The sequence below is a fragment of the Flavivirga spongiicola genome, assembly GCF_030540825.1.
GTDB lineage: Bacteria > Bacteroidota > Bacteroidia > Flavobacteriales > Flavobacteriaceae > Flavivirga > Flavivirga spongiicola.
Window position 1 is genome coordinate 3,646,811 of record NZ_JAUOEO010000001.1, and the last position, 26,365, is coordinate 3,673,175.

Sequence of the window (26,365 nt, forward strand, 5' to 3'; positions counted from 1 at the left end):
TTTGCAGTAATCAAGTTAGCAGTAGGCACTGCGCACTGAACACTGAACACTGAATACTATAAAGAAATGGCAAGAAAACAAGATAAGAATACAGTAAAGAGGTTTAATAAAATCTCAATTGGTTTAGCATCACCAGAGTCTATTTTAGCAGAATCTAGAGGTGAAGTCTTAAAACCAGAAACTATCAATTATCGAACTCACAAACCAGAACGAGATGGTTTGTTCTGTGAGCGTATTTTTGGTCCTGTAAAGGATTACGAATGTGCTTGTGGTAAATATAAAAGAATTCGCTACAAAGGAATCGTATGTGATCGTTGTGGTGTAGAAGTAACAGAAAAGAAAGTACGTCGTGATCGTGTAGGACACATTAATTTAGTGGTACCTGTGGCTCATATCTGGTATTTCCGTTCGTTACCAAACAAAATAGGTTATTTATTAGGTTTACCATCTAAGAAATTAGATATGATTATTTACTACGAGCGCTATGTAGTAATACAGCCTGGAAATGCCAAAAATGAGGAAGGTGAACCATTACAAAAAATGGACTTCTTAACAGAAGAAGAATATTTAAATATCCTTGAAGAACTACCTCAAGACAATCAGTATTTAGACGATACAGATCCTAATAAATTTCTTGCGAAAATGGGAGCTGAATGTCTTATTGAATTGTTAGCTAGAATTGATTTAGAGAGTTTATCATACGAATTACGTCATAAAGCAAATACAGAAACGTCTAAACAACGTAAAACAGAAGCTTTAAAACGTTTACAAGTAGTAGAGTCTTTACGTGAATCTAATCTAAACAGAGAAAACCGTCCAGAATGGATGATTATGAAAGTGATTCCAATCATTCCACCAGAATTGCGTCCACTAGTACCACTAGATGGAGGTCGTTTTGCTACGTCTGATTTAAATGATTTATACCGTCGTGTTATTATCCGTAATAACCGTCTAAAAAGATTAGTTGAAATTAAAGCGCCAGAAGTTATTTTACGTAACGAAAAACGTATGCTTCAGGAATCTGTAGATTCATTGTTTGATAACACACGTAAATCGTCAGCTGTTAAAACAGATTCTAACAGACCGTTAAAATCATTATCGGATTCATTAAAAGGTAAGCAAGGGCGTTTCCGTCAAAACTTACTTGGAAAACGTGTTGATTATTCTGCACGTTCAGTTATTGTTGTTGGACCAGAATTGAAATTGTTCGAATGTGGTTTACCAAAAAATATGGCTGCAGAGCTTTACAAGCCTTTCGTCATTAGAAAATTAATTGAAAGAGGTATTGTTAAGACGGTAAAATCGGCTAAGAAAATTATTGATAAAAGAGAGCCTGTGGTTTGGGATATCTTGGAGAACGTTCTTAAAGGACATCCAGTATTACTTAACCGTGCGCCTACTTTGCATAGATTGGGTATCCAAGCTTTTCAACCCAAGCTAATTGAAGGTAAAGCCATCCAATTACACCCGTTAGTATGTACAGCATTTAATGCGGATTTTGATGGTGATCAAATGGCAGTACATTTACCATTAGGGCCAGAAGCTATTTTAGAATGTCAATTATTAATGTTGGCGTCTCATAATATTTTAAATCCAGCTAATGGATCTCCGGTAACGGTACCTTCTCAAGATATGGTACTTGGTTTATACTATATGACCAAGTTACGTAAGTCTACTCCAGAATTACCAATTAAAGGAGAAGGTTTAACATTCTATTCTTCAGAAGAAGTTGTTATAGCTTTTAATGAGAAGCAAGTAGATTTAAATGCGGGTATTAAAGTAAGAACCATTGATATTAATGAAGATGGTAAGCTTGCACCTGCAATTGTAGAAACTACTGTTGGTCGTGTATTATTTAACCAACATGTACCACAAGCAGCAGGTTATATTAATGAAGTACTTACTAAAAAATCATTAAGAGATATTATCGGAAGCATTTTGAAGTTTACTTCGGTTCCTGAAACGGCAGATTTTTTAGATGCTATTAGAACATTAGGATTCAAATTTGCATTCCAAGGTGGTTTATCATTTAGTTTAGGTGATATTATTATTCCGCCAGAAAAACAAGGAATGATCGATAAAGCCAATGGTTTAGTTGATGGTATTATGGGTAACTATAATATGGGACTTATAACTAACAACGAACGTTATAATCAGGTTATTGATATCTGGACATCTACAAATGCTGAATTGACTGAGTTGTCAATGAAACGTATTCGTGAAGATCAGCAAGGATTTAACTCTGTGTTTATGATGCTTGATTCTGGAGCTCGTGGATCTAAAGAACAGATTCGTCAGCTTACAGGTATGCGTGGATTAATGGCAAAACCTAAAAAATCTAATGCAGGTGGAGGAGAGATTATTGAAAATCCAATTCTTTCTAACTTTAAAGAAGGACTTTCAATTTTAGAATACTTTATCTCTACACACGGTGCACGTAAAGGTCTTGCGGATACGGCCCTTAAAACGGCAGATGCTGGTTACTTAACACGTCGTTTAGTTGATGTATCTCAAGATGTTATTATTAATACAGAAGATTGTGGTACGTTAAGAGGTGTAGAAGTTGCACCATTAAAGAAAAACGATGAAGTTGTAGAAACACTTGAAGAAAGAATCGTTGGACGTGTTTCTTTAAATGATGTTTATAATCCTTTAACAGAAGAATTGTTAGTGGCATCTGGTCAGTTAATAGAAGATGATATTGCGAAGGCAGTAGAAGCTTCTCCAATTGATAGTGTTGAAGTGCGTTCTGCTTTAACATGTGAAGCTCTACAAGGAATTTGTGCTAAATGTTACGGTCGTAATTTAGCGACAGGTAAGATGGTACAAAGAGGTGAAGCCGTTGGTGTTGTTGCAGCACAGTCTATTGGAGAACCAGGAACGCAGTTAACACTTCGTACATTCCACGTAGGAGGTATTGCTGGTAACATTTCTGAAGACAATAAATTAGCTGTTAAATTTGATGGTGTTGCCGAAATTGAAGATTTAAAAACAGTTAAAGGTGAAGATGGTGAAGGAAATGTGGTTGATATTGTGATTTCCAGAACGTCTGAACTTAAACTTACAGATAAGAAAACTGGAATCGTTTTAAGTACAAACAATATTCCTTATGGTTCTAACATATATGTTAAAAATGGTGATAATTTAAGCAAGGGAGATGTCGTTTGTTCTTGGGATCCATATAATGGTGTTATTATTTCAGAATTTGCTGGTAAAGTAAAATATGAAAATATAGAACAGGGTATTACTTATCAAGTTGAGATTGATGAACAAACTGGTTTCCAGGAAAAGGTAATTTCTGAATCTAGAAATAAGAAATTGATTCCAACACTTCATATTGAAGATGCTAAAGGAGAAACAATACGTTCTTATAATTTACCAGTTGGAGCTCACCTAATGATTGACGATGGAGATAAAATTAAAGTTGGAAAGATTTTAGTTAAAATACCTCGTAAATCAGCTAAGGCAGGTGATATTACTGGAGGTTTACCTCGTGTAACTGAGTTATTCGAAGCGCGTAATCCTTCAAACCCAGCTGTAGTAAGTGAAATTGATGGTGTCGTTTCTTTTGGTAAGATAAAAAGAGGTAATCGTGAGATTATTGTAGAATCTAAATTAGGAGAAATTAAAAAGTATCTTGTTAAATTATCGAATCAAATTCTTGTTCAAGAAAATGATTATGTAAAAGCAGGTATGCCACTTTCTGATGGTTCTATTACGCCAAACGATATCCTAAATATAAAAGGCCCATCTGCGGTTCAACAATATTTAGTAAATGAAGTACAAGAAGTATATCGTTTACAAGGTGTGAAGATTAACGATAAGCACTTTGAAGTGGTTGTAAGACAAATGATGCGTAAAGTTCGCATTATCGATTCTGGTGATACTATCTTCTTAGAGGATCAATTAGCTCATAAAGCTGATTTTATTAAAGAAAATGATGATATTTTTGGAATGAAAGTGATAGAAGAAGCTGGAGATTCAACTAACCTTAAGGCAGGACAAATTATCTCACCTCGTGAATTAAGAGATGAAAATTCTATTTTACGTAGAGAAGATAAACAACTTGTTGTGGCAAGAGATGCTAAACCAGCAACTGCTACGCCAATATTGCAAGGTATAACAAGAGCTTCACTTCAAACTAAATCATTTATTTCTGCAGCATCGTTCCAGGAAACAACGAAGGTTCTTAATGAAGCAGCTGTTGCCGGTAAAGTAGATAGTTTAGAAGGATTGAAAGAAAATGTAATTGTTGGTCATAGAATTCCAGCAGGTACAGGTATGCGAAGTTATACAGATATCATTGTTGGCTCTAAAGAAGAGTTTGATGAAATGATGCAGGTAAAACAAGAGTTAAATTATAATTAATTGTCATTCCTGCGAAGGCAGGAATCTGAAAAATAAAAGCCTTCATGTATAATAACTTGAAGGCTTTTTTTAGACTAATAGATAGGTGTATAATAAGACTTCCACTTATGGAAGTGAAAAATAAAATTTTCAATGGCAAACGAAAAAGATAATCAAAAGCAAGGTCAAATAAACATTGAATTGGATGAAAAAGTAGCAGAAGGAACCTATTCTAACTTGGCTATTATTAATCATTCAGTTTCAGAGTTTGTTGTAGATTTTGTGAATATTATGCCTGGTATTCCAAAGAGTAAAGTGAAATCTAGGATAATATTAACGCCACAACATGCTAAACGCTTGTTAAAAGCTTTAGGTGAAAATGTAGCTAGGTTTGAAAATGCTCACGGTGAAATTAAAGATTACGAGCAACCACCGATACCTTTAAATTTCGGGCCAACAGGTCAAGCATAATGTTTGAGGTAAAACTTTAAAATAATACTAGTTTTAGGTTGCTCGAAATACTTCTCTTGAGCAACCACCGATACCTTTAAATTTTGGGCCAACTGGTCAAGCATAAAAATAAAAGCTCTTGAAATTTTCAAGAGCTTTTATTTTTATAACTGATAGCTATAATAAAATAGCATTTCATTAATTTTAATTATACCAACTAAAAATTGAGTTTAAACGAATTAGTTTAAGCACTTTTTTTGAAGTCTTATAAAGAGATTTATTTGCAAGGCTAGAAAAGAGCTTAAAAAGGCTTATTTTAGTTTAATTGATATTTTTGCTTATCATAATAAGCAAAAACATAGAGCTCTATGCAACCTCTCTATCCTCTTTATTGTAATGAAACTGTAAGGCTCCAGATGGACATTTTTTTACTTGTTGTATTATTTTTTTGTCAGAGGAACCTTCAAGGTCAATCCAGGGAATGACAGAATCTTGAAATACACTTGAAAGTTCTTTTGCACAATGATCAGAATGTATGCAAGCACAGGGGTTAAAAGTTACAGTAATATCTGAATTACTGAAAACATTGTCTTTGGTTTTCATAAGTAGGTTATTTTTTGGCTGTAATTCTATTTTAAATGTATATGTTGATTAATCTAAATACTGAAATAATCGACTAAATGTATGAAATTATCGTTAAATAACAAAAAAATCGATGAAATGCACGTGGTAATTAGTTGAATTCTGAGGTAAAATGAAACGTTATACTAGGATATTTTTGCTGTGTCATCTGTAATGAAAAAGAAGAATCTGCTAAAAATACTAATTGATTTTGTTTGTCTTTGGCTAGAAAGCGTTGTTTCACTCTAACGAATTCTTTGTATTCTTCACTTTTAGAATCTTCCGGGTCTACCCAACACGCCTTGTGAACATTTAAATTTTCGTAAGAACATTTTGCTCCATATTCGTGCTCTAATCTATATTGAATAACTTCGTATTGTAGTGCACCAACAGTTCCAATTACTTTTCTACCATTAAGCTCTAGCGTAAATAGCTGAGCAACACCTTCATCCATTAACTGGTCTATACCTTTAAAAAGCTGCTTAGATTTTAAAGGATCTGCGTTATTAATATATCTAAAATGCTCAGGAGAAAAACTAGGCACTCCTTTATAATTAAGTATTTCTCCTTCGGTTAATGTATCTCCAATTTTAAAACTGCCTGTGTCTTGTAGACCGACTATATCACCAGGAAACGATATATCTACAATTTCTTTCTTTTCTGCAAAAAAGGCATTTGGACTAGAGAACTTTAATTTTTTATTATTTCTTACATGTAAATACGGTGTATTTCGTTTAAATTCACCAGAAACAATTTTTATGAATGCTAATCGATTTCTGTGATTAGGATCCATATTTGCGTGTATTTTAAAGACAAATCCAGAGAATTTATCTTCATCAGGTTTTACTAAACGTTCTTCGCTTTGCTTAGCTCTTGGTTTTGGAGCAATGTCAACAAAACAATCTAATAATTCTCTAACCCCAAAATTATTTAAAGCAGAACCAAAAAATACAGGTTGTAAATGGCCATTAAGGTAATCCTCTTTTTTAAATTCAGGATATATGCCTTCAACAAGCTCAATTTCATCTCTTAAAGTTTGAGCAGCATTGTCACCAATTAGTGTATCTAACTCTGAAGAGGCTAAATCTTTAATCTCGATAGTTTCTTCAATATCTTTTCTGCTATCACCACTAAATAAATTAATATTCTTTTCCCAAATATTATAAATACCTTTAAAATCGTAACCCATACCAATAGGAAAACTTAAAGGCGCCACTTTTAACCCTAATTTTTGTTCAATTTCATCTAGAAGATCGAAAGCATCTTTACCCTCTCTATCCATTTTATTAATGAAAACAATCATTGGAATGTTTCGCATTCTACAAACTTCAACTAGTTTTTCAGTTTGCTCTTCTACACCTTTTGCGACATCAATTACTACAATAACACTATCAACTGCAGTAAGCGTTCTAAAAGTATCTTCAGCAAAATCTTTGTGTCCAGGAGTATCAAGAATATTAATCTTAATACCATTATATTCAAAAGCTAAAACAGAAGTAGCCACAGATATACCACGTTGGCGTTCTATTTCCATAAAATCACTGGTTGCACCTTTCTTTATTTTGTTACTTTTTACAGCACCAGCTTCCTGAATTGCACCACCAAAAAGTAATAACTTTTCAGTTAAAGTAGTCTTACCAGCATCTGGGTGTGAAATGATACCAAAGGTACGTCTGCGTTGTATTTCCTCTAAAAAACTCATAAATGTTTATGCAAATGGGTTGCAAATATAATATTTATATGATGAACTCATCTTGACTTTTTCTATTTCCTAAAAAACGGATAAAAATAGTTCATATTTTGTCAATTTTTTTCACTTAGCGATACTATATTTTTAAAAAAATATCTCATTTGAACAAATTTTATCTCATTTTCGGTTAAAAACAAAAAGTCAAGATGAGTTCAATTGTTTTTTATAGAAATCAATTAAAGAAAACATATTTGCCGTAAGGTTTTTAAAAACAGCTATGAATGATAATACGCATTACTATATTTTAATCGAAAAAAATTATCCGAGGCTTTACCTCGGGATTTTCGTTAAACCTACCGGCAGGCAGGTTTGTCATTCCCGTGAAATCTAAAAGATTTATGAAGTCTTTATTATAAAATAAAAAACAATGAATAAAATGGGAATCTTAATAACAGAATTTCGATTTTTGATCAAAAGGGGAAAACCTGTGCTTAATTTGATTGAGTATGAAACAAGCAAAATACTTCTATGACTCAGACTCGAAGATAGCTTGTTTTCTATCATAAATTGCTCTATGAATATTAAATAGGAGTTAATTTATTAAATGGAAACATCAGTTTATATTATAATTAGTTCGTTGTAGTAAACCACTTAATTAACAAATGTTAATTTTTTTATGATTTTATTAGCTGGAGCATATAAAAAACATATATTTGCACTTAATCGTTTAAAAATGTTTTTAATCGGTATAATTTAAATTTTTATCAATAAAAGAACAATTGCTATTATAGCAAGTTCTGTTAGTACTACCTTAAGTATGATACTTTTACCAAAATTTCAATTAAATCTAAGGATTTATGAAGTAATAAAAATAGAAGTAACAATTAATCTGAATAATGGAAGGTGGTATTAAAATAACTTCAAACTATGATTTTCAAGCCCCTAAAAAAATCAGATATGAATCTAAAACTTACTTTTTTAAAACTATTTGTTACTAATTTCTTCTTTAAACCAATTATGTTATATGGTAGTAAATCAGATAGTTTTATACGCGATATTATGTATTATGAAAGTATTGACTACATTACTTAGAAAGTATTAGACTACATCTATTAACAAATGTTTAAAAAAGATTTGGTTTTGTTTGCAAAAGTGTATAAAAAATATATATTTGCACTTTATCGATTAAAAATGCATTTAATCGATAAAAATTAAATTTTAATAAATAAAAAAATAGTCACTTATTGTAACACATCTACTAATACACTCTCTAACATATGGATTTTTCTACTCAAACTTCGAATGAAAGGAAAAGCAACCTTTTAAATTACCAAACTTTTTTTGACCCAATTTTTGCTTTTAAAGTTTCACTTATTTATCGATAAGATAATATTAGTATCTATTGCCCTATTTATTAATTATAACTCCCCAAAATGAGAACCTCTATCTATTTTTTATTAAAAAATAAATCTATTTTGTTTTTTAAAAGTTTTGAACCAAAAACAGAACAATTAAAGTATTCGTATTTGTTGATATGTGCGAGTTTGTTATTTTCATTTTCTGCAACCTCTCAAACTAATATTAGTGGAGTAATAAATGACTATCAATCTGTTTCTGGGATAACATTCCCTGGATGCGGTCCATGCGACACTTCAGCAGCATGCTTAAATGCTATTACGGTTGGGAATGCTTCTGCCTTTTCAATTGGGGATAGAGTTTTAATTATTCAAATGAAAGGAGCTACTATAGATAATACAAATATACCAACAGCAGGTAATGTTACTGATATAGGTAATGCGGGTAATTATGAATTTTTTACTATTTCAAATATTATTGGTAATGATGTTTATCCAAATGGCCCATTAGTAAATGCTTATGATGTGCCTGGACTTGTACAATTAGTTAGGGTTCCAAATTTTGACGCTAATGTAAATGTAAATGGTTTAGTATCTGGTACTCCCTGGGATCCGGTTCTAGGTGTTGGAGGAGTTGTAGCCATTTTTGTTGAAGATACTCTAACGCTTAACGCCGATATTGATGCAGGAGAAATGGGGTATAATGGTGTTACGGTAAGCGCGAATGGTACTTTAGATAGTTGCTTTGGAGTTGATCCTGATACATATATGGTTCTTCCTTCTACAAATACAGAATCTTCCCCTAAAGGTCAAGGAATCGTTGTAGATGATCCAAACTTTAATAGAGGTAGAGCACCTAGAGCAAATGGTGGAGGTGGTGGAATGGCTGGTGACTCTGGAGGAGGAGGAGGTTCTAACTATGGGGCTGGAGGTATAGGAGGTAAAAGGTGGTGTGATACAAACCCTGGAGGAGCAGATGCAGGAGGAGAGGGAGGCTACTCTTTATTAACTTATTTGGCACAAAGAAGAGTTTTTTTAGGTGGTGCAGGAGGTGCAGGGTATATCACTAATTTAAATTCGGCGATAGCTACCAATGGAGGCGGTATTGTTGTAATACGTGCCAGACATATAGTAGGTAATGGTCATACTATTCTTGCGCAAGGAGCTGATTCAGCAGCAACAGGTACTGGCATCGATGGCGGCGGCGGCGGCGGCGGCGGCGGTTCTGTTGCTTTTGATATAGAATCATATTCAGGTACTGTAAATGTTGATATCTCTGGAGGAGATGGTCAAGATTTAGGAACAACAGTATTACACGGTCCTGGCGGCGGCGGCGGCGGTGGTGTATTTCTTCACAACTTATCGGCGGCTCCTGCAAACATTATTATTGATTTACAGGGAGGTATAGCAGGTGTACACCAAGCACCGCAAAATACAAATACAAATGGCGCTCAGGATGGAGCTATAGGAGGTATTATATCCTATTATACCATCGTAGAAACTCCAGACGGAGATGATGATGGCATTGCAAATTTCTGTGATTTAGATAGTGATGGTGATGGTATTTTAGATACAGAAGAGGCTGGAGGTTCTACATTTGATCCAAGTAAAGATTCAGATGGGGATGGCATAGATAATTATTTAGATGGTAGTGATGTGACGCCAGGTTTTCCAGCATTTAATGATGCTAATGGTGATGGTGTAAATGATTTATACGATAATGACGATGATGGCGTTCCAGATTTTCTGGATTTAGATAGTGATAATGATGGCATATATGATGTTATTGAAGCAGGAGGTGTTGATGGTGATGGCGATGGACTCATTGGTACAGGTGCATTGGTTGATACAAATAATAACGGTTGGTCAGATATAGCTGATTCAACTAATGGAGGTACCCCATTAATATTAATACAATCTGATGCAGATTCAATTCCAGATTTATTAGATGTAGATAGTGATGGAGATGGTTGTTATGACGCTATTGAAGGGTCAGGAAGCTTTGTTGCTGGTGATTTAACAAGTAGTAATAATTTAGCAGATAATGATGAAGGTAGTGTAGATAGTAATGGAGTCCCTACAAACACAGGAAGCCCTCAAGGTACCAATTCATTTGTGACTACAGCATCAGCAATGGGAACGATTACAACCCAACCAACAGCTAGTTCAATTTGTTTAGGAAGTAACGCTACATTTACAGTTGTTGATACTGGTGATGATTTGGTGTATCAGTGGCAGGAAAGAATAGGAGTAGGTGCATGGACAAGTTTATCGAAAGAAACTAGAAGAAACCCTCCTAATATTAACTCAACTAGAGGGTTTAACTCTAGAGGAATGTATTGGAATAAACAAAATAGAGGTTATAGTATAAACACGGACCTTTTATTAAACTACAAAAAGAAAGATCTCTTAATAAAAGGGTTTGATATAGATGTCAATACAGGATTTTCAATGTATAAATACGAGGATCAGGAGTTGTTTGCTTCTACAAGAGGAGGTATAGTAGTACCGGGTATTTATTCTTTAAATAACTCTGTAGAACGTCCAGATGCTGATGCTTGGACTCGTAGAAAACAAGTGAATAGTTGGTTAGGGATTGCTTCACTTTCTTATGCTGATGCTGTCTTTTTAGATGTTACCGGGCGTAATGATTGGTCTTCGACCTTGGCAACTACCGAGAATTCTTATTTTTATCCATCGGCTGCAGGAAGTATTCTTATCAGTAAGTGGTTAAAGCCTTCTTGGTTAGATTTATGGAAAGTAAGAGGATCTTGGACACTTAGTAAAAAAGATTTAGGCGTTTACGAAACCAACGTAAATTATGATGTTAATGTAGGTACTTGGGGTGAAGGTTATTCTGAGGCCTCCTACACATCTACAATTAAAAATGCAGTAGTTAAGCCAGAAGTAAATAGAACTTGGGAGATTGGTACTGCAGCTTATTTTTTTAAAAACCGATTAAATTTAGATGTAGCCTATTATCAAAGTTTAAATTATGACCGCCAAAGGTCTGCTACCATTTCATCAGCATCAGGTTTTACAAGTACACTTGTGAATATTGATGAAACTATAGAAAGGAGAGGGCTTGAAATTTCTGTAAATGCAGATATTATAAGGAAAGAAGATTTTACTTGGTCTGTATCTGCCAACTGGGCTAAATCACATAGGTATTTAAAAGAATTAGATCCCATCTATTCTGCTGATAACTTATGGACTTATGCAGGTGCTCGATTAGATACCTATAGAATCAGACCTTGGCTTAGAGACCCACAAGGAAATCTCATTCATGATGCTGGAGGAAGAACGATACGAAGCAATTTTGAGGAAGTAATTGGTTATAGCGATCCAGATTTTATTTGGGGGCTTACAAATACCATTACATGGAAAAACTTTAATTTCCATTTAAGTTTTGATGGACGTGTTGGTGGGTTGTCCAATAATAGAACTAATGAAAAAATGTGGGATACAGGATCACATCCCGATTCTGATAATGAATGGCGCTACGATGAGGTGGTTAATGGTAATACATCGTATATTGGAGAAGGTGTTAAATTAGTGTCAGGTACTGCCACCTATGATCAATACGGGAATATTACAGCAGATGACCGTACATATGCAACAAATGATATTCCTATATCTTATCAAGTCTATGCAAGGCGATTTGGGGGAGGATCATTTGGTGCAACAAACCCAACTTACTTGAAGTTAAGGGAAATAGCTATTGGCTATTCAATGCCTAAAAAAATTACTGAAAAAATAGGCTTAGATAGTGCTACCATAGCACTTACAGCGCAAAATGTTTTATTATGGACTAAAGAATATAGATTTGCTGATCCTGATTGGAACAGCGATTCTGATCTAACTTCTCCATCTCAAAGATTTGTAGGGTTGAATATTACATTAAGTACATCTACTAATAATAAAAATTCTAAACGATAAATAATTAGTTATGAAAAATATTCTAAAAAAAACATTCGTTATAGTTGCATTACTCTTTTTCGTATTTGGGTGTGGTGTAGATATGGAAGAACTGAATACGAACCCAGATGGTATTACATCTGCTACGCCTAATGTATTGGCTACAAAACTAATTTTGGACATTACAAGAGATGATATAGGCAGAACGAAAGGATTTATGCAGCCTTTTATGCATGATAAATATATTGCTTGGTCAGAGTTTGCCCAAGACTTGCAATATAATAACATTGGTCGAACAGATTTTAGCGAATTAACAAGGCTTATTGAAGCAAAAAAGATGGTGGAAGGGTTAGAGGGGTTTCCTGAAGGCACTGCAAATTCATATAAGGCACTGGCGCATTTTATAAGGGCATACAATTATTTTAAGCTTACTATGAAAGTAGGTGATGTTCCATATAATGAGGCATTAAAAGGAGAAGATGAAGGGCTCTTTACTCCTGTATATGATACGCAAAAAACGGTAATTATGGGTGTTTTAGATGAGCTCGATATGGCAGATCAATTATTTAGCAACGGTGCATCATTTGATGGCGATATGATTTATGGTGGCGATCCTGTTAAGTGGCGAAAAATGGTTAATTCTTTTCAGTTAAAAGTGTTAATTAATTTACATAAAAAAACAGGAGATACAGATGTAAGAGTTGTAGAGAGGTTTAACCAAATAGTTACTAGCCGTCCAATTTTTTCATCAAATGCAGATAATTTTAGTTTGGTATACAAAAATGCCGCAGGTCAATATTATCCATTTAATGAAGAAGGAAACCCCCATAGTATTTACCCTATGGTGTCTTCTGAATTGACCGATAGGTTAAAAAATTTAGGTGATTACCGGTTGTTTTATTATGCGGCTCCCTCTTCTGTACAGATAGGCAATGGTTATACAGAATCGGATTATGAAGCTTATGTAGGTGTAAATCCTGCGATGGAATACGGCCAAACTTTAGATATTTTTTCGTCCAATGATTTTTCTGCTATTAATGATCGTTACCTTGAATTACCTCAGGGTGAGCCAGTTTATTTGTTAAGCTATGCTCAAGTACAGTTTATCCTTGCTGAAGCAGCTGTTCGTGGATGGATTTCCAATACTGCTGAAACTAACTATGAAAACGGGATTAAAGCATCTATGTCGTTGGTGGCAGAAAATACTCCAGACAATGCGACTTATCACCATGGAAGAATAATGGATGCAACTTATATAGATAACTATTACTCAACCACCCCTCTAGTTCAACTGGGAGGAACTACTGAAGAGCAGATAGAACAAATTATTACTCAGAAATTTTTGAGTGGCTATCTACAATCTCCAAATACTGCGTTTTTTGATAATAGACGTACGGGGTACCCAGATTTTGAAGTTAATCCAGTTACCAATTTAAATATTCCGTCCGATAAGTTTCCGGTACGTTGGATGTATCCAACATCAGAATTAGAAAGTAATACGGCCAATGTTCTTGCAGCTATTAGTAGTCAATATAGTGGTAATGACGACACTAATGGCGTTATGTGGATATTGCAATAATAAAATTAAAAATCAAGATTGATTTCAAGATTTTTGTTTAAGTTGGTTTTTGAAAGGTGGTAAGTTTAAACTTACCACCTTTTGTTTTTTATTAGTTACAAATAGAAGTGCATAGAGGATATAACATTTTATAGAGATTTTTTTAAACATGCGGGAATGTTGGCAGGAAGTCTGGATGTTGTGTGTTTTACCCGCTTCTATTCAACATGTCTTGACAAAATGGATCCTGAAGATGGTAGTACCTTCGAGGAGCCGAACATGTTGTATTGTTAATGCAGGAAAATGGGGCTTTCGATCACTGCTTTGGAGCTTTACAAGGAGTTAGGGGGGATCCGCGTGCCATTTCATTACCTAATAAATCCTGTATGGTTACAGAGAAACAAAACAAGGAGAAACCAAGTTGATGCTCTTAATAAAGGAAAACACGACCAATGGCTTGAAGCCAAAAAAGCCCGTGGCAATTACAAACATATGCACTTAACCATGGAATATTATTCTCGTGAAGATATTCTTTTTTATTACAATTTGGCCGATGTCTTTACCGTATTCGATCAGCATTTTTCTTCAGCGCTTGTAGGAACAACAACTAACAGGCATTTTTTCTGGACAGGAAAACTACGAGTTTTCAATCTTTTTTATCATCATTTTAAATGATTCAAGCGTAGTTATTTATACGGATTTATAGTTTTAGTGTTTTTGGTCAATATTACACCCTAATTTGATTAGCTAGGTGCTTACTATTTTAATTAATGATATTTAAATTGTAGTAATAAATTATTAACTAATTAACAATCAGGTATTATGAAAAATTCCAAAGGGTTTTTACTAATTATTTTATCTAGTTTTTTTACAATTTTTTCATGCGATTCTAATTCTGAAGAATTACAAAATGAATTAATTAATAATGATGAACCACGGATACCACCATCAGGACCACCACCAGGAACTACTTACACTATTACTAACGGCATGACGTTTTCACAATTAAATACTGTACTAGCATCAGCAAGTAGTGGAGATATAGTTGAAGTTGAAGCTGGTACTTATACTATTAGTGGAAGATTAAATTTTAGAGATGGTGTTTCTATTAAGAAGAAGACTTCAACAACACCTATTTTTGATGCTCAAACCACTTCGCCTTCTGAAATATTCGAGCAGTATATAGCAGTAAATAATGACAATATTGATATATTTGGTATACAGTTTCGTAATGTTAGATTAAAGTTTGTAAATGCTAATAACACCAAATTTCGTTATTGCATATTCGATTATGGTAAACGTAAATCAAGTACTGATAAAAGCTATACAAGTGATGCTTATATTCAGTTAAATAACTGTACAAATATACAAGTTCGAGGTTGTGTTTTTAAAAGGCGAAGCGGAAAAAGTGGGCGAGGTATTTATACTTCGGGAAGTACAAATACTAGCATTACTAACAATACATTTGGTAATGGTGGTAATACAGGGTATTTTGTAACAGCTATTAATGATAACAGTGACGGAACTACAATAAGTGGAAATACTATAGAAAGAAAAGCATCGTGGGTAAGCACTAGCGAAACAGATCATGGTATTTATGCGCATAGCTTTGATGGATTAAATATAACAGATAATACCATATCTGGGTGGCCAACAAATGCTTCAGGAGGAGCAATAAAAGCTAGAAATGGACAGAACCTTACAATTTCAAATAATACACTAAGCACATCTGGTATATTATTATATGTATATAGCAATACGCCTGCTCACCCATTTTTAAAAAATGTAGTTATTGAAGGAAATACCATTAATGTATCCAGTTCAGCTAATGATATATATCATGGTATTGGGTATTGGAGAAACACACCAAGTTCTAGCTTTTCAGAATACTCAATAAGAATCGCTAATAACAGCCTCCCTAATGGAAGAATTAAAATAGGAACACCAGTAGTGGCTTCTAATTTTAATGCAAATAATGGCGGTGTGTTTAATAATGACAAGGGCGCTATGACTTTACCATCAGGAATAAATAACTCAGGAAACTACTAATGTGATTTATTTGCCTTTTACTACAAAACCTATTGTTATAATAACTTTTAACGTCTCGGAGTGAAGATGCATATCTAGCTTAATATTGAGTACTTATAATAATTTCGGTAAAAGTAAATAAAAAATCAAAATACAATCGATTGTATTTTGATTTTTTATTTCTTAACTTTGTTGGAAATCAAATAAATAATATAATTTATGAGAAATCTTTATTCAATTCTATTTCTTTTCATGATGCTTTGTAGTAGCTGTACAGAGAACTCTTCCTTTTCAGATATAAGAGAGGCTATGGTTGTAAAAGCAAACGACCAATATAATTATTTATATAATACAACAAATTCGCAAATAGGTAATAAGAACAGGTTTCCAAGAACGATTGACAACAGGAAAATTAGATTGGTTCATAATTATGATTGGACTAGTGGGTTTTATCCAGGGTCTTTGTGGTATTTACATGCACTTACAGGTGATTCTAAATGGGAAAAAAGAGCATTGCAATACACAAAAAAATTAGATACGATTCAATATTGGAAAGGAAATCATGATGTGGGATTTATAATAGAATGCAGTTATGGAAATGCCTTGAAAGTAGCACCGTCTGAAGATTTTAATAAAGTAATAGTACAAACAGCTAAATCGCTATCTTCCCGTTTCCATATAGGAGCAGGGATTATCCAGTCTTGGGATTCTAATAAAAAATGGGATTGTCCTGTGATTATAGATAATATGATGAATTTAGAATTACTTTTTCATGCAAGTAAGATTAGTGGAGATTCAAAATATTATGATATTGCCATATCACATGCAAATAATACAATAAAAAATCATTATAGAGATGACTTTAGTTCGTATCACGTATTAGATTACAATAAACAAACAGGGGAGATTGAAGCCCGAAATACAGCGCAAGGCTATGCAGATGAATCGGCATGGGCAAGAGGACAAGCATGGGGATTTTATGGTTTTATGGTATGTTACAGAGAAACAAAGGATGAAAAATACCTTGAGCAAGCCATTAAAATAGCTAATTTTATAAAAAACCATCCTCAACTTCCTAAAGATAAGATCCCTTATTGGGATTATGATGCACCAAAAACAAAGGACACACCTAGGGATGCTTCTGCAGCAGCAATTACAGCTTCTGCTTTATATGAGCTAAGCACTTTTGTGAAAGAAGACAGAGAAATGTATTTAGATTTTGCTGATACAATTATGAGTAGTTTGAGCTCTTCTGATTATTTTGCCGAAAAGGAAACAAATAAAGGATTTTTACTTAAGCACTCTGTAGGGAGCATACCGCATGGAGTAGAAATTGATGTCCCCTTAAACTATGCAGATTATTATTATTTGGAAGCATTATATAGAAGTAAAACTTTAAATTAATTTATTATTATGAAAAAGAAACTTGTTTTAGTTTTACTGTCTATGATTCCTTTTCTAAATTTTGCTCAGAATGATAGAGCCATTTGGGTTAATGAAATGGTGAAAATGGCAGATCCTGTTTTAGTTTCATTAAGTGAAGGAAAACTTAAAGAAAACATGCCTACCGAACAGTCTAGTTTTGAATATGGAGACCGGAGTTCTTTTGCGCATTTAGAAGCTTTTGGTAGATTAATGGCGGGTATGGCACCATGGTTGGAGTTAGGCAAAGATTCTACAGATGAAGGCCAATTAAGAAAGAAATATATTGAGTTAACACATAAAGCAATTCGTAATGCCGTAGATCCAGAGTCTAGTGATTATATGAATTTTTCTAATGGAAATCAGCCTTTAGTTGATGTTGCTTTTTTAGCACAAGCCTTTATAAGGGCTCCAAATGAAATGTGGGAACCATTGGATGATGATACCAAAAGGATGGTGATTGAGGCATTCAAAAAATCCAGAACAATTTCAGATATTCCGTATAATAATTGGTTATTGTTTGCGGCATCAGTAGAAGCATTTATGATAAAATTTACAGATGATGCAGATTACGTAAGAATAGAATACGCACTACAAAAACATATGGAATGGTATGTTGGTGATGGATTATACGCAGATGGTAAATATTATCATTGGGATTATTACAATTCGTTTGTTATTCATCCAATGCTGATTGATATTTTAAGTGTACTTCAAGGAACAAAGTATAGGCTTAAATCGTTAAACGAAACAGTTTTGAAAAGGGCGCAACGTTATGGTGAAATATTGGAAAGACAAATATCCCCAATAGGAACATTTCCTATAGTAGGAAGATCAACAGTGTATAGATTTGGAGTATTCCAAGCCTTATCTCAATTAGTTTTATTAGAAAAACTTCCTGTTAAACTATCAGAAGGGCAAGTGAGATCGGGTTTAACGGCTGTTTTAAAAAAGTTGCAAAATGCAAAAGGACTATATGATAAAAACGGTTGGTTGCAAATTGGAGTTTTTGGTCATCAACCAGATATGGCAGAACCTTATATTTCCACAGGAAGTTTATATTTAACGTCATTAGGTTTTTTATCTTTGGGACTTCCGGAGCATCATTCGTTTTGGACTGCAGCTCCTGAGGATTGGACTAGTGTTAAAATATGGGGAGGAAACCCTTCAGTTAAGCGAGATAAATATTCAAACTAGTGAAAGTTTTCAATTGACTTTGTTATAGATGAAGAAAAATAAAATAACAATTCACGATATTTCTAAACACATAAGAGTTGATAGTTCCGCAACGTCAAGAGCCTTAAATGATAGTGTGCGCGTTTCAAAAAAAACAAAGACTCTGATTTTAAATACAACGTCTGAAATGGGATATCAACGTAATTTGTTAGCATCAAACCTACGTAAAAGAGTTACAAATACTATAGGTGTTGTTCCTGGAATATCACGTCATTTCTTTTTTAATTGAACGCCAATCATCAAAAAAATGAAATTAAAAAAATATATAGCTTTAATGCTTTTTTGTTTATTTATTGGTTTTGTTTTTAGCCAAGATCAAGAGCAGGGAATTAACTATAAAGCCTTAAAATTTAAGAACTTTTCTTTAAAAGAAGGATTGTCTCAAAGTTCTGTGCTTTGTATTTTACAAGATAAAAAAGGGTTTTTGTGGTTTGGAACACGTGATGGTTTAAATAAATACGATGGAAATGAGTTTAAGGTTTTTAGGCACAATTCTCAAGACAGCACAAGTTTAAGTCATAATTTTATTAAGGCATTGTATGAGGATATAAAAGGGAATTTATGGGTCGGTACTATTGATGGTCTTAACAAGTTTAATCCAGAAACAAATTCATTTGAACGCTATGTAATTAAAACAGAAAAAAAAGGCTTAGATAATTTTGAGGTTTGGAGCATTGTTGAAGATAAAGAAGCGTATTTGTGGTTAGGCACTAGCTTAGGAATAAAAAAAATTGATACTAAAGAGGGTGTCTTTGTTAAAGCTGTTTATGATGAATCTGATAAAAAATTGTTTACCACGCCAACGAGATCTCTATTAATTACTCACAACAATGAATTATGGATAAAAACTACAGAACATATTGGAGCATACAATTTAAAAACACAGGTAGCCAAGTATTATCCTTACCCGGATAATTCTGTAACAGAACTTAATAAAAGTAATGTTTCAGCACTTTACCAAGATAAGAAAAACAACATTTGGTTAGGTTTTAAAAACGGACTGGCGCTTTTAAATAAGGAAATAGATTCGTTTGAGTTTTTTAGTTTGAAATCTAAAAAAAATAAAGCGATTAAAGATCATGTTCGTAGTATATGTGAAGATTATTTAGGAAATCTTTGGATTGGAACATACAATGGACTTTATGTTTTAAATCAAAATAAAAATTCAATATCGCATTTTACACATGACGAAAATAACCCAAATAGCTTAACCCAAAACTCTATTTATAAAATTTACCAGGATATTAAAGGTGATATTTGGATAGGTACTTATGCAGGAGGAATTAGTTATTATGATAGAAGCTACGATATATTTAAGCATTTTCATTCAGGTACAAATAATACAAAACTTAATTATAAGGTAGTAAGTTCAATTATTGAAGATAAAAATGACAATTTGTGGATAGGTACTGAAGGCGGAGGCATTAATGTTTATAATAAAAAAGCAGGTATTTTTAAATATTATACAAATAATCCTAATAATTCAAATAGCTTAAGTGCAAATAATGTAAAAGCAATGATCCAAGATCATGCTGGTAATTTCTGGATTGGCACACATGATGAAGGACTCAATTTTTTAAACCCCAAAAAGCGCCCTTTTAAATTTAAAAAATTTAAAAATGATTCTGACAATGACAATAGTTTAAGTAATAACAGAATCATTTCTTTATTTGAAGATTATGAAAATAATATATGGATAGGAACTTCTGGAGGCGGATTAAATGTTTTAAACAATAAAACAAATACGATTACTAGAATAGAAGATCCCTTATTTTTTGCTGGAAATTTAATATATAAGATAGCTAAAACCTCTAATAAAAATGAGCTTTTAATAGGTGGCAGCAACGGATTGGCGAAAATTAACATTGAAACCAAACAACTTTCTAAAGTTGATTATTTAAAGAAAAATGATTTGCAAGTATCTGTTGCTATTCTTTCTGTTTATGAAGATGGTAATAGAAATCTTTGGATAGGTACCGAAGGTGAAGGGGTGTATTATTATAATAAAACCACCTTTGAGACTATTAAATTTGACACAAAAAAGGGTTTGCCCAATGACGTTATTTATGGTATCGTTCCAGATAATGACAACCATATTTGGTTAAGTACAAATTATGGATTAAGCAGGATTAATTTGCAATCCTTTAAAATTAAAAACTTTAATGAGTCTGATGGTTTACAGAGTAACGAATTTAATTATGGAGCTTATTTAAAAAATAAAAAAGGCGAATTACTATTCGGTGGCGCCAATGGTTTTAACATTTTTAATCCTAATGATATTGTCGAGAATTCTTTTGTCCCGCCAGTTACTATTACAGCATTTAAAGTTAATAATAAACCCTATTTAAACATAACCGATTCAACAGACCGTATAACGCTAAAGCATAAGCAAAATGATTTTAATTTCGATTTTGTGGCGTTAAGTTATTCTCAACCAAATAAAAATCAATATGCTTATAAGTTAGAAGGTTTTGATACTGATTGGAATTACATTGGAAATAAAAAATCTGCAACCTATACCAATTTAGACGAAGGCGACTATATTTTTAGAGTTAAAGCCTCTAACAATGATGCGTTATGGAACGAAAAAGGAGCATCAATACCTATAACTGTCCTACCTGCACCTTGGTTAACATGGTGGGCATATTTATTATACAGCTTAGTGTTTGCAGGTGTAACTTTACTTATTATAAAATATAGTTTAATAAGAATAAAGGAAAGAAACGAATTAAAAGAGGAGCGCCTTGAAAAAGAAAGAATAGAGGAAGTAAATAAATTAAAATTAGAATTGTTTACAAATATTTCACATGATTTTAGAACACCATTAACCTTAATTTTAGGACCGTTAGAACGTTTGTTAAAAACAGAAAACAAGGATAGCTTTGTTAGGAGTCAGCATGAGGTTATGTACAGAAATGCAAGTAATTTAATGGAATTGATAAACCAATTGCTAGATTTTAGAAAAAGTGAATCTGGGAAGCTGCTTTTATCAGCATCTCAAAGCAATATTGTGCCATTTTTAAAAGAGATTAAATTGGCATTTGATGAATTGGCAAGAGCTAAAAGCATTGATTTTTCATTAACATCTACTAGTGATAATATTTTAGTTTGGTTCGATCAAACAAAACTTAAAAAAATCATATTTAATCTACTGTCAAATGCCTTTAAATTTACTCCAGTAGGTGGCAAAATAATATTAGAAATTTCAGTTGCTGAAAAACTTAAAAAAGGGAAAGCTAATAATTGTGTTAAGTTAAAAGTTACAGATAATGGTAGAGGCATTTCTAAAGCAAATAAAAAATTTATTTTTGATAGATTTTATCAATTAGGAGAACGCTCTGGGACTGGTATTGGTTTATCATTAACAAAAAACCTTATTGAGTTGCATAAAGGTACTATTAAAGTTAAGAGTAACGAAGACAAAGGCACGTCTTTTACAGTAAAATTACCTTTAGGAAATACACATTTGAGTAGTGAACAAATGGTTGAAAATATAGTGCCTGAAGAAGAGAATAATATGTTTAATCTTGAAAAGGTTGCTTATGTTGATAAAGGAGTTATTGCACAAAAAGAACAAAAACGAACAGAAGATAAACGAACAGATAAATCTTTAGCTTCTATTTTAATTGTTGAAGACAATGCAGAAGTAAGAACATTTATTAAATCAATTTTCTTAAATAAATACAATGTTTTTGATGCTGAAAATGGTGAAAATGCCATCGAAATTGCTAAAACCCAAGATATAGATTTAATAATTAGCGATGTAATGATGCCAATCATGGATGGTATGAAAATGTGTAATGAAATTAAAACCAACATAAAAACAAGCCATATTCCTGTAATTTTACTTACTGCAAAAACCTCTCAAGAAGCTCAAAAATCAGGTTATCAAATTGGTGCTGATGCCTATATTACAAAACCATTTGATGCTAATATTTTAGAAGTAAGAGTGATTAATTTATTGAAATCTAGAAAAAACTTAATAGATAAATTTAAGAAGGATATTATTTTGCAACCCAAAGAACTCACTGTAACCTCATCAGATGAGATGTTCTTAAAAAAGGCAATAGATATTGTAGAACAAAACTTATCTAATCCAGAATTTTCAATAGTGAATTTTATTGATGAAATGGGAACAAGCCGTTCCGTGTTATACAGAAAATTAAAAGCATTAACAGATCAATCTATTTCAGAGTTTATAAAAACAATTAAACTAAAAAGAGCTGCTCAATTAATAAGCAAATCAGATATGAATATTTCTGAAATTGCTTTCGACTTAGGTTTTAACGACTTAAAACATTTCAGAAAATCGTTTAAAAAAGTTTTTAAAGTACTGCCTTCAGAGTACAGAGAAGAAAACTCAAACTAAATAATCAAAAATATTCTGCATTTACATATAAATCTCTTCTGCTATATAGGGTATAGCTTGATTAATATAAATATGAACAGCTAGCCGCTTCTAAAAGAGCTTTTTCTCCCCCTAATTTAATATAATTAGATTTTAAATTTACATCTTATAACTGAATAGTATAATCAAATCTAAATAACAAATTAATGAAGAATCACTTTAAGCTGTTTTTAACTAAACCGAAAAGTAATAAAATCATGTTTCTTATGATTTTATGCGTAGCATTATGTAGCTTTTCTACTTATGCACAAGTAAAAACCATTACAGGTACAATTACTGATGAAATTGGTATACCACTTCCTGGTGCAAATGTTATAGAAACAGGAACACTAAATGGTATAACTACAGATTTTGATGGAAAATATTCTATACAGATAAATCAAAAGTCCTCTTTAACTTTTAGCTATGTAGGATATAAAACAGTAGTGGTAACAATAACCGATCAAGAGAATATTGATATTAAATTAAATCCAGATTTACAGCAATTAGACGATGTTGTTGTAATAGGTTATGGTTCTGTTCAGAAGAAAGACGTAACAGGATCTGTTGCTACAGTAAAAATGGATAAACTAACAGAAGCACCAGTAGCTAATTTCGATCAAGCCTTAGCTGGTAGAGTGGCTGGAGTACAAGTAAGTGCTGGTGGTGGTGAACCTGGAGCTGGTATGGATATTGTTATTAGAGGAGGTAACACGGTGAATGGTGATAACTCTCCTTTGTATGTCATGGATGGGTTTATTATTGAAAACTTTAATCCTGGTCTTGTAGATCCTTCGGATATTGAAAGCATGACCGTTTTAAAAGACGCCTCAGCAACAGCTATATATGGTGTTCGTGGTGCCAATGGTGTTATTATTATTACGACTAAAAGGGCTAAGGCTGGAAAAACTAAGATTAGTTATGAAACCCGATTAGATATAAAAAACGTTTCAAAAACATTAGATGTATTGGAGCCTTATGAATATATAAAGCTTTCATCGGAAATTAATGAAAATAGTACTACAGCACGGTGGTTTTCTATTTTTGATGAAGATTTAGGGCAAAGTGTTCAAGTTGGTGATCTTGAGGATTATAGAGGAGCAACAGGTAGAGATTGGCAAGATGAAGCTTTTAGAACAGCCTATTCAAAAACTCATAAACTTAACATATCAAGTGGTGGTGAAAAAACAAGACTAAATGCTTCAATAAATGCGGTTGAAGATCAAGGGTCTTTATTAAAATCAGAATATAATAGGCTAAACGGAAGAATAACCGTTAACCACAAAGTTAGCGATAAACTAGATGCTACTGTTGATGTACTTTATACTAACTATACACAAGAGGGGCTTAATACCAAGGGGAACTCATCATATTCCTTTTTGAGGAGCTTAGTAACTTATAGTAATGTTGCAAATAAATTTATAGATTACCCAGAGGGTTTTGACCCATTAGATCAAGTAAGCGAAGATTTTGATGCCTTTAACATTGTGGTTTGGCATCCTATAGTATCTTTAAATAATGAGTATAGAAAACGAGAGAACGATCAGTTTATAGGAAACCTAAGGTTAAAATATAAAATTTCTCCAGCGTTCAGATTCGAAACTAGAGCAAGTTTTAACCGTCAGTTTAGAAATACAGGTATTTTTAATAATAGTCATACCGTTTATGGTCGATTATTAAGTAAAATAGATGGTATAAATGGCTCTTTAGATGAGCAAAAATGGAGAAACTTTGCTTCGGTAAATACTTTAAATTTTAAAAAGAAAATTAATGATCATTCTTTTGACGGATTGCTAGGGGTTACTTTGAATATTAGAAAAACTTCAAGAACACGTTTCAGATCTATAGATATTCCTCAATATCTTGAAAACCTGGGTATCAATTCTTTAGATGGAGGAACTTTAGATAGTTCTGATGATGTTAGCGGTACTGCAGAATCAAGAATATTTTCTGTACTAGGGAGATTTAATTATGGCTATAAAGGGAAGTATTTATTTACAGCATCATTAAGACGTGATGGGTCTTCAAATTTTCCTAAAAAGAATAGGATTGGGTACTTTCCATCAGCAGCTATATCATGGAACGCTCACAAAGAGTCTTTTATTGAAAACCTAAATGTATTTTCTCAATTAAAATTTAAAGCAGGTTATGGTAAAACGGGTAACGATAGAATTCCTAGTACAGCAAGGTTTGAATTTTTAACTGATAGCGATGCTTCATACTTTTTTGGTGGGCAAACTGTTCAAGGACAGAGACCTACAAGTTTTGGTGCCAATCCAAACTTATTTTGGGAGACTACTGAGCAATATAATGTTGGTTTAGATATGGGCTTTTTTAACGATAGGTTATCTTTATTAGTAGAAGTTTATCAGAAAGATACTAATGACCTTCTTATAAATGCTGATACTGCTTTATCTCAAGGATTCCAGTCTGTTTGGACAAACACAGGGCAAGTGAGAAATAAAGGTTTGGAAATTAGTTTGAATACAGTAAATATTTCTAACAAAAATTTTAAATGGACTTCAGATTTTAATATCTCTTTCAATCAAAATACCATTGTGTCTTTACCAGATGGGAAACCCATTTTTGGAAAACCAAATTATTACAGATTGCTAAGTACTAATCAATTTCTTGTTGAAGAAGGTCAAGCATTAGGAAATATGTTTGGGTATATCTCTGATGGCGTATATCAACCAACCGATTTTGAAAATTATGATCCAGATGCATCTACGCATACTTTACTTCCTGGGCAACCAAGTTACAGAAGCCACCAACCTGGAGATGAAAAATATAAAGATTTGAATGGTGATGGAGAAATAACAGGAGCAGACAAGACCATCATAGGTAACGCATTGCCTAAACACTTTGGAGGTTTTGGAAATACTTTTACTTATAAAAATTTCCAACTGAGCACTTTTTTACAATGGTCTTATGGGAATGATGTATTAAATGCAAACCGACTGGTACTTGAAGGCATGATTAATGGAGGTCAAAACCAATTAGCTACTACGCTTAATAGATGGACTCCAGAAAATCAAAATACAGATTTACATAGAGCTGGAGGACAAGGTTTTCAAGACGTATCATCTCGAATTGTAGAAGATGGCTCATATTTACGATTAAAAACCGTTAATTTTTCTTATAACTTTTCTAAAGATGTTTTGGAAAAATTAAAGTTAAACAGTTTAGAACTGTACCTGTCGGGGCAAAACCTAATTACTTGGACTGACTATTCTGGTTTTGACCCAGAAGTGTCGGTAGCAAATTCATTAATTACTCCAGGTATTGATTATTCAGCTTACCCAAAGCATAGAACATTCAGTTTAGGTTTAAATGTTTCATTTTAAAAAAAA

The 26,365-nt window shown here is 32.9% G+C and carries 15 protein-coding genes; 13 read left to right on the top strand and 2 right to left on the bottom strand.

All coding sequences use genetic code 11. The annotated features are described in order from the left end of the window. Positions 1 to 66: 66 nt before the first annotated feature. Positions 67 to 4,368: a DNA-directed RNA polymerase subunit beta' gene (gene rpoC, locus Q4Q47_RS14725; protein ID WP_303307395.1), complete on the top strand. Its 4,302-nt coding sequence runs from the start codon at positions 67 to 69 to the stop codon at positions 4,366 to 4,368. Positions 4,369 to 4,500: 132 nt separating this feature from the next. After that, a complete protein-coding gene (locus Q4Q47_RS14730; protein ID WP_135877069.1) occupies positions 4,501 to 4,818 on the top strand; it encodes a DUF3467 domain-containing protein in 318 nt (105 codons plus the stop codon). Between the two features lie 345 nt (positions 4,819 to 5,163). Here Q4Q47_RS14730 and Q4Q47_RS14735 read toward each other — a convergent pair whose 3' ends face one another. Together Q4Q47_RS14735 and Q4Q47_RS14740 are read right to left on the bottom strand one after the other, a co-directional pair. Continuing rightward, positions 5,164 to 5,400 carry a (4Fe-4S)-binding protein gene (locus tag Q4Q47_RS14735; protein WP_303307396.1) on the bottom strand — a complete coding sequence of 79 codons (237 nt, stop codon included), beginning with the start codon at positions 5,398 to 5,400 and terminating at the stop codon, positions 5,164 to 5,166. A 130-nt stretch (positions 5,401 to 5,530) separates the two neighbouring features. Then, on the bottom strand, positions 5,531 to 7,120 hold the full coding sequence (locus Q4Q47_RS14740; protein WP_303307397.1) for a peptide chain release factor 3: 1,590 nt from the start codon (positions 7,118 to 7,120) through the stop codon (positions 5,531 to 5,533). Between the two features lie 945 nt (positions 7,121 to 8,065). On the opposite strand from Q4Q47_RS14740, the gene Q4Q47_RS14745 reads away from it, so the two are divergent. The 11 genes from Q4Q47_RS14745 (at position 8,066) to Q4Q47_RS14795 (ending at position 26,359) form a co-directional block, all read left to right on the top strand. Continuing rightward, complete coding sequence (locus Q4Q47_RS14745; protein WP_303307398.1) at positions 8,066 to 8,200, top strand: hypothetical protein; 135 nt, start codon at positions 8,066 to 8,068, stop codon at positions 8,198 to 8,200. A gap of 341 nt (positions 8,201 to 8,541) precedes the next feature. Next, positions 8,542 to 12,402 carry a hypothetical protein gene (locus tag Q4Q47_RS14750; protein ID WP_303307399.1) on the top strand — a complete coding sequence of 1,287 codons (3,861 nt, stop codon included), beginning with the start codon at positions 8,542 to 8,544 and terminating at the stop codon, positions 12,400 to 12,402. A 10-nt stretch (positions 12,403 to 12,412) separates the two neighbouring features. After that, positions 12,413 to 13,960: a SusD/RagB family nutrient-binding outer membrane lipoprotein gene (locus Q4Q47_RS14755; protein ID WP_303307400.1), complete on the top strand. Its 1,548-nt coding sequence runs from the start codon at positions 12,413 to 12,415 to the stop codon at positions 13,958 to 13,960. A gap of 272 nt (positions 13,961 to 14,232) precedes the next feature. Further along, positions 14,233 to 14,364, top strand: a complete 132-nt coding sequence (locus Q4Q47_RS23855; RefSeq protein WP_303307401.1) for a hypothetical protein — start codon at positions 14,233 to 14,235, stop codon at positions 14,362 to 14,364. Then, a complete protein-coding gene (locus Q4Q47_RS14765) occupies positions 14,315 to 14,614 on the top strand; it encodes an alkaline phosphatase family protein (protein ID WP_303308482.1) in 300 nt (99 codons plus the stop codon). Before Q4Q47_RS23855 ends, Q4Q47_RS14765 begins: the two co-directional genes overlap by 50 nt. Positions 14,615 to 14,761: 147 nt before the next feature. Then, positions 14,762 to 15,988 (top strand): right-handed parallel beta-helix repeat-containing protein, encoded by a 1,227-nt coding sequence (locus Q4Q47_RS14770; RefSeq protein WP_303307402.1) that lies wholly within the window; start codon positions 14,762 to 14,764, stop codon positions 15,986 to 15,988. A gap of 198 nt (positions 15,989 to 16,186) precedes the next feature. Continuing rightward, positions 16,187 to 17,371, top strand: coding sequence for a glycoside hydrolase family 88 protein (locus Q4Q47_RS14775; RefSeq protein WP_303307403.1), 1,185 nt, complete (start codon positions 16,187 to 16,189; stop codon positions 17,369 to 17,371). 9 nt (positions 17,372 to 17,380) lie between these two features. Beyond that, entirely contained in the window at positions 17,381 to 18,586 is a 1,206-nt protein-coding gene (locus Q4Q47_RS14780) for a DUF2264 domain-containing protein (RefSeq protein WP_303307404.1), read from the top strand. A gap of 28 nt (positions 18,587 to 18,614) precedes the next feature. Next, on the top strand, positions 18,615 to 18,854 hold the full coding sequence (locus Q4Q47_RS14785; RefSeq protein ID WP_303307405.1) for a LacI family DNA-binding transcriptional regulator: 240 nt from the start codon (positions 18,615 to 18,617) through the stop codon (positions 18,852 to 18,854). An 18-nt stretch (positions 18,855 to 18,872) separates the two neighbouring features. Beyond that, a complete protein-coding gene (locus Q4Q47_RS14790) occupies positions 18,873 to 22,994 on the top strand; it encodes a hybrid sensor histidine kinase/response regulator transcription factor (protein WP_303307406.1) in 4,122 nt (1,373 codons plus the stop codon). Between the two features lie 185 nt (positions 22,995 to 23,179). Beyond that, complete coding sequence (locus tag Q4Q47_RS14795; RefSeq protein ID WP_303307407.1) at positions 23,180 to 26,359, top strand: SusC/RagA family TonB-linked outer membrane protein; 3,180 nt, start codon at positions 23,180 to 23,182, stop codon at positions 26,357 to 26,359. Positions 26,360 to 26,365: the final 6 nt, after the last annotated feature.

Bases quoted from the DNA above. Each gene is read 5' to 3' on its own strand.
- Q4Q47_RS14780 (WP_303307404.1), top strand. From the start codon at position 17,381: ATGAAAAAGAAACTTGTTTTAGTTTTACTGTCTATGATTCCTTTTCTA.
- Q4Q47_RS14770 (WP_303307402.1), top strand. From the start codon at position 14,762: ATGAAAAATTCCAAAGGGTTTTTACTAATTATTTTATCTAGTTTTTTT.
- Q4Q47_RS14735 (WP_303307396.1), bottom strand. From the start codon at position 5,400: ATGAAAACCAAAGACAATGTTTTCAGTAATTCAGATATTACTGTAACT.
- Q4Q47_RS14790 (WP_303307406.1), top strand. From the start codon at position 18,873: ATGAAATTAAAAAAATATATAGCTTTAATGCTTTTTTGTTTATTTATT.
- Q4Q47_RS14740 (WP_303307397.1), bottom strand. From the start codon at position 7,120: ATGAGTTTTTTAGAGGAAATACAACGCAGACGTACCTTTGGTATCATT.
- Q4Q47_RS23855 (WP_303307401.1), top strand. From the start codon at position 14,233: ATGCAGGAAAATGGGGCTTTCGATCACTGCTTTGGAGCTTTACAAGGA.
- Q4Q47_RS14755 (WP_303307400.1), top strand. From the start codon at position 12,413: ATGAAAAATATTCTAAAAAAAACATTCGTTATAGTTGCATTACTCTTT.
- Q4Q47_RS14775 (WP_303307403.1), top strand. From the start codon at position 16,187: ATGAGAAATCTTTATTCAATTCTATTTCTTTTCATGATGCTTTGTAGT.
- Q4Q47_RS14785 (WP_303307405.1), top strand. From the start codon at position 18,615: ATGAAGAAAAATAAAATAACAATTCACGATATTTCTAAACACATAAGA.
- Q4Q47_RS14730 (WP_135877069.1), top strand. From the start codon at position 4,501: ATGGCAAACGAAAAAGATAATCAAAAGCAAGGTCAAATAAACATTGAA.
- Q4Q47_RS14745 (WP_303307398.1), top strand. From the start codon at position 8,066: ATGAATCTAAAACTTACTTTTTTAAAACTATTTGTTACTAATTTCTTC.
- Q4Q47_RS14795 (WP_303307407.1), top strand. From the start codon at position 23,180: ATGAAGAATCACTTTAAGCTGTTTTTAACTAAACCGAAAAGTAATAAA.
- rpoC (WP_303307395.1), top strand. From the start codon at position 67: ATGGCAAGAAAACAAGATAAGAATACAGTAAAGAGGTTTAATAAAATC.
- Q4Q47_RS14750 (WP_303307399.1), top strand. From the start codon at position 8,542: ATGAGAACCTCTATCTATTTTTTATTAAAAAATAAATCTATTTTGTTT.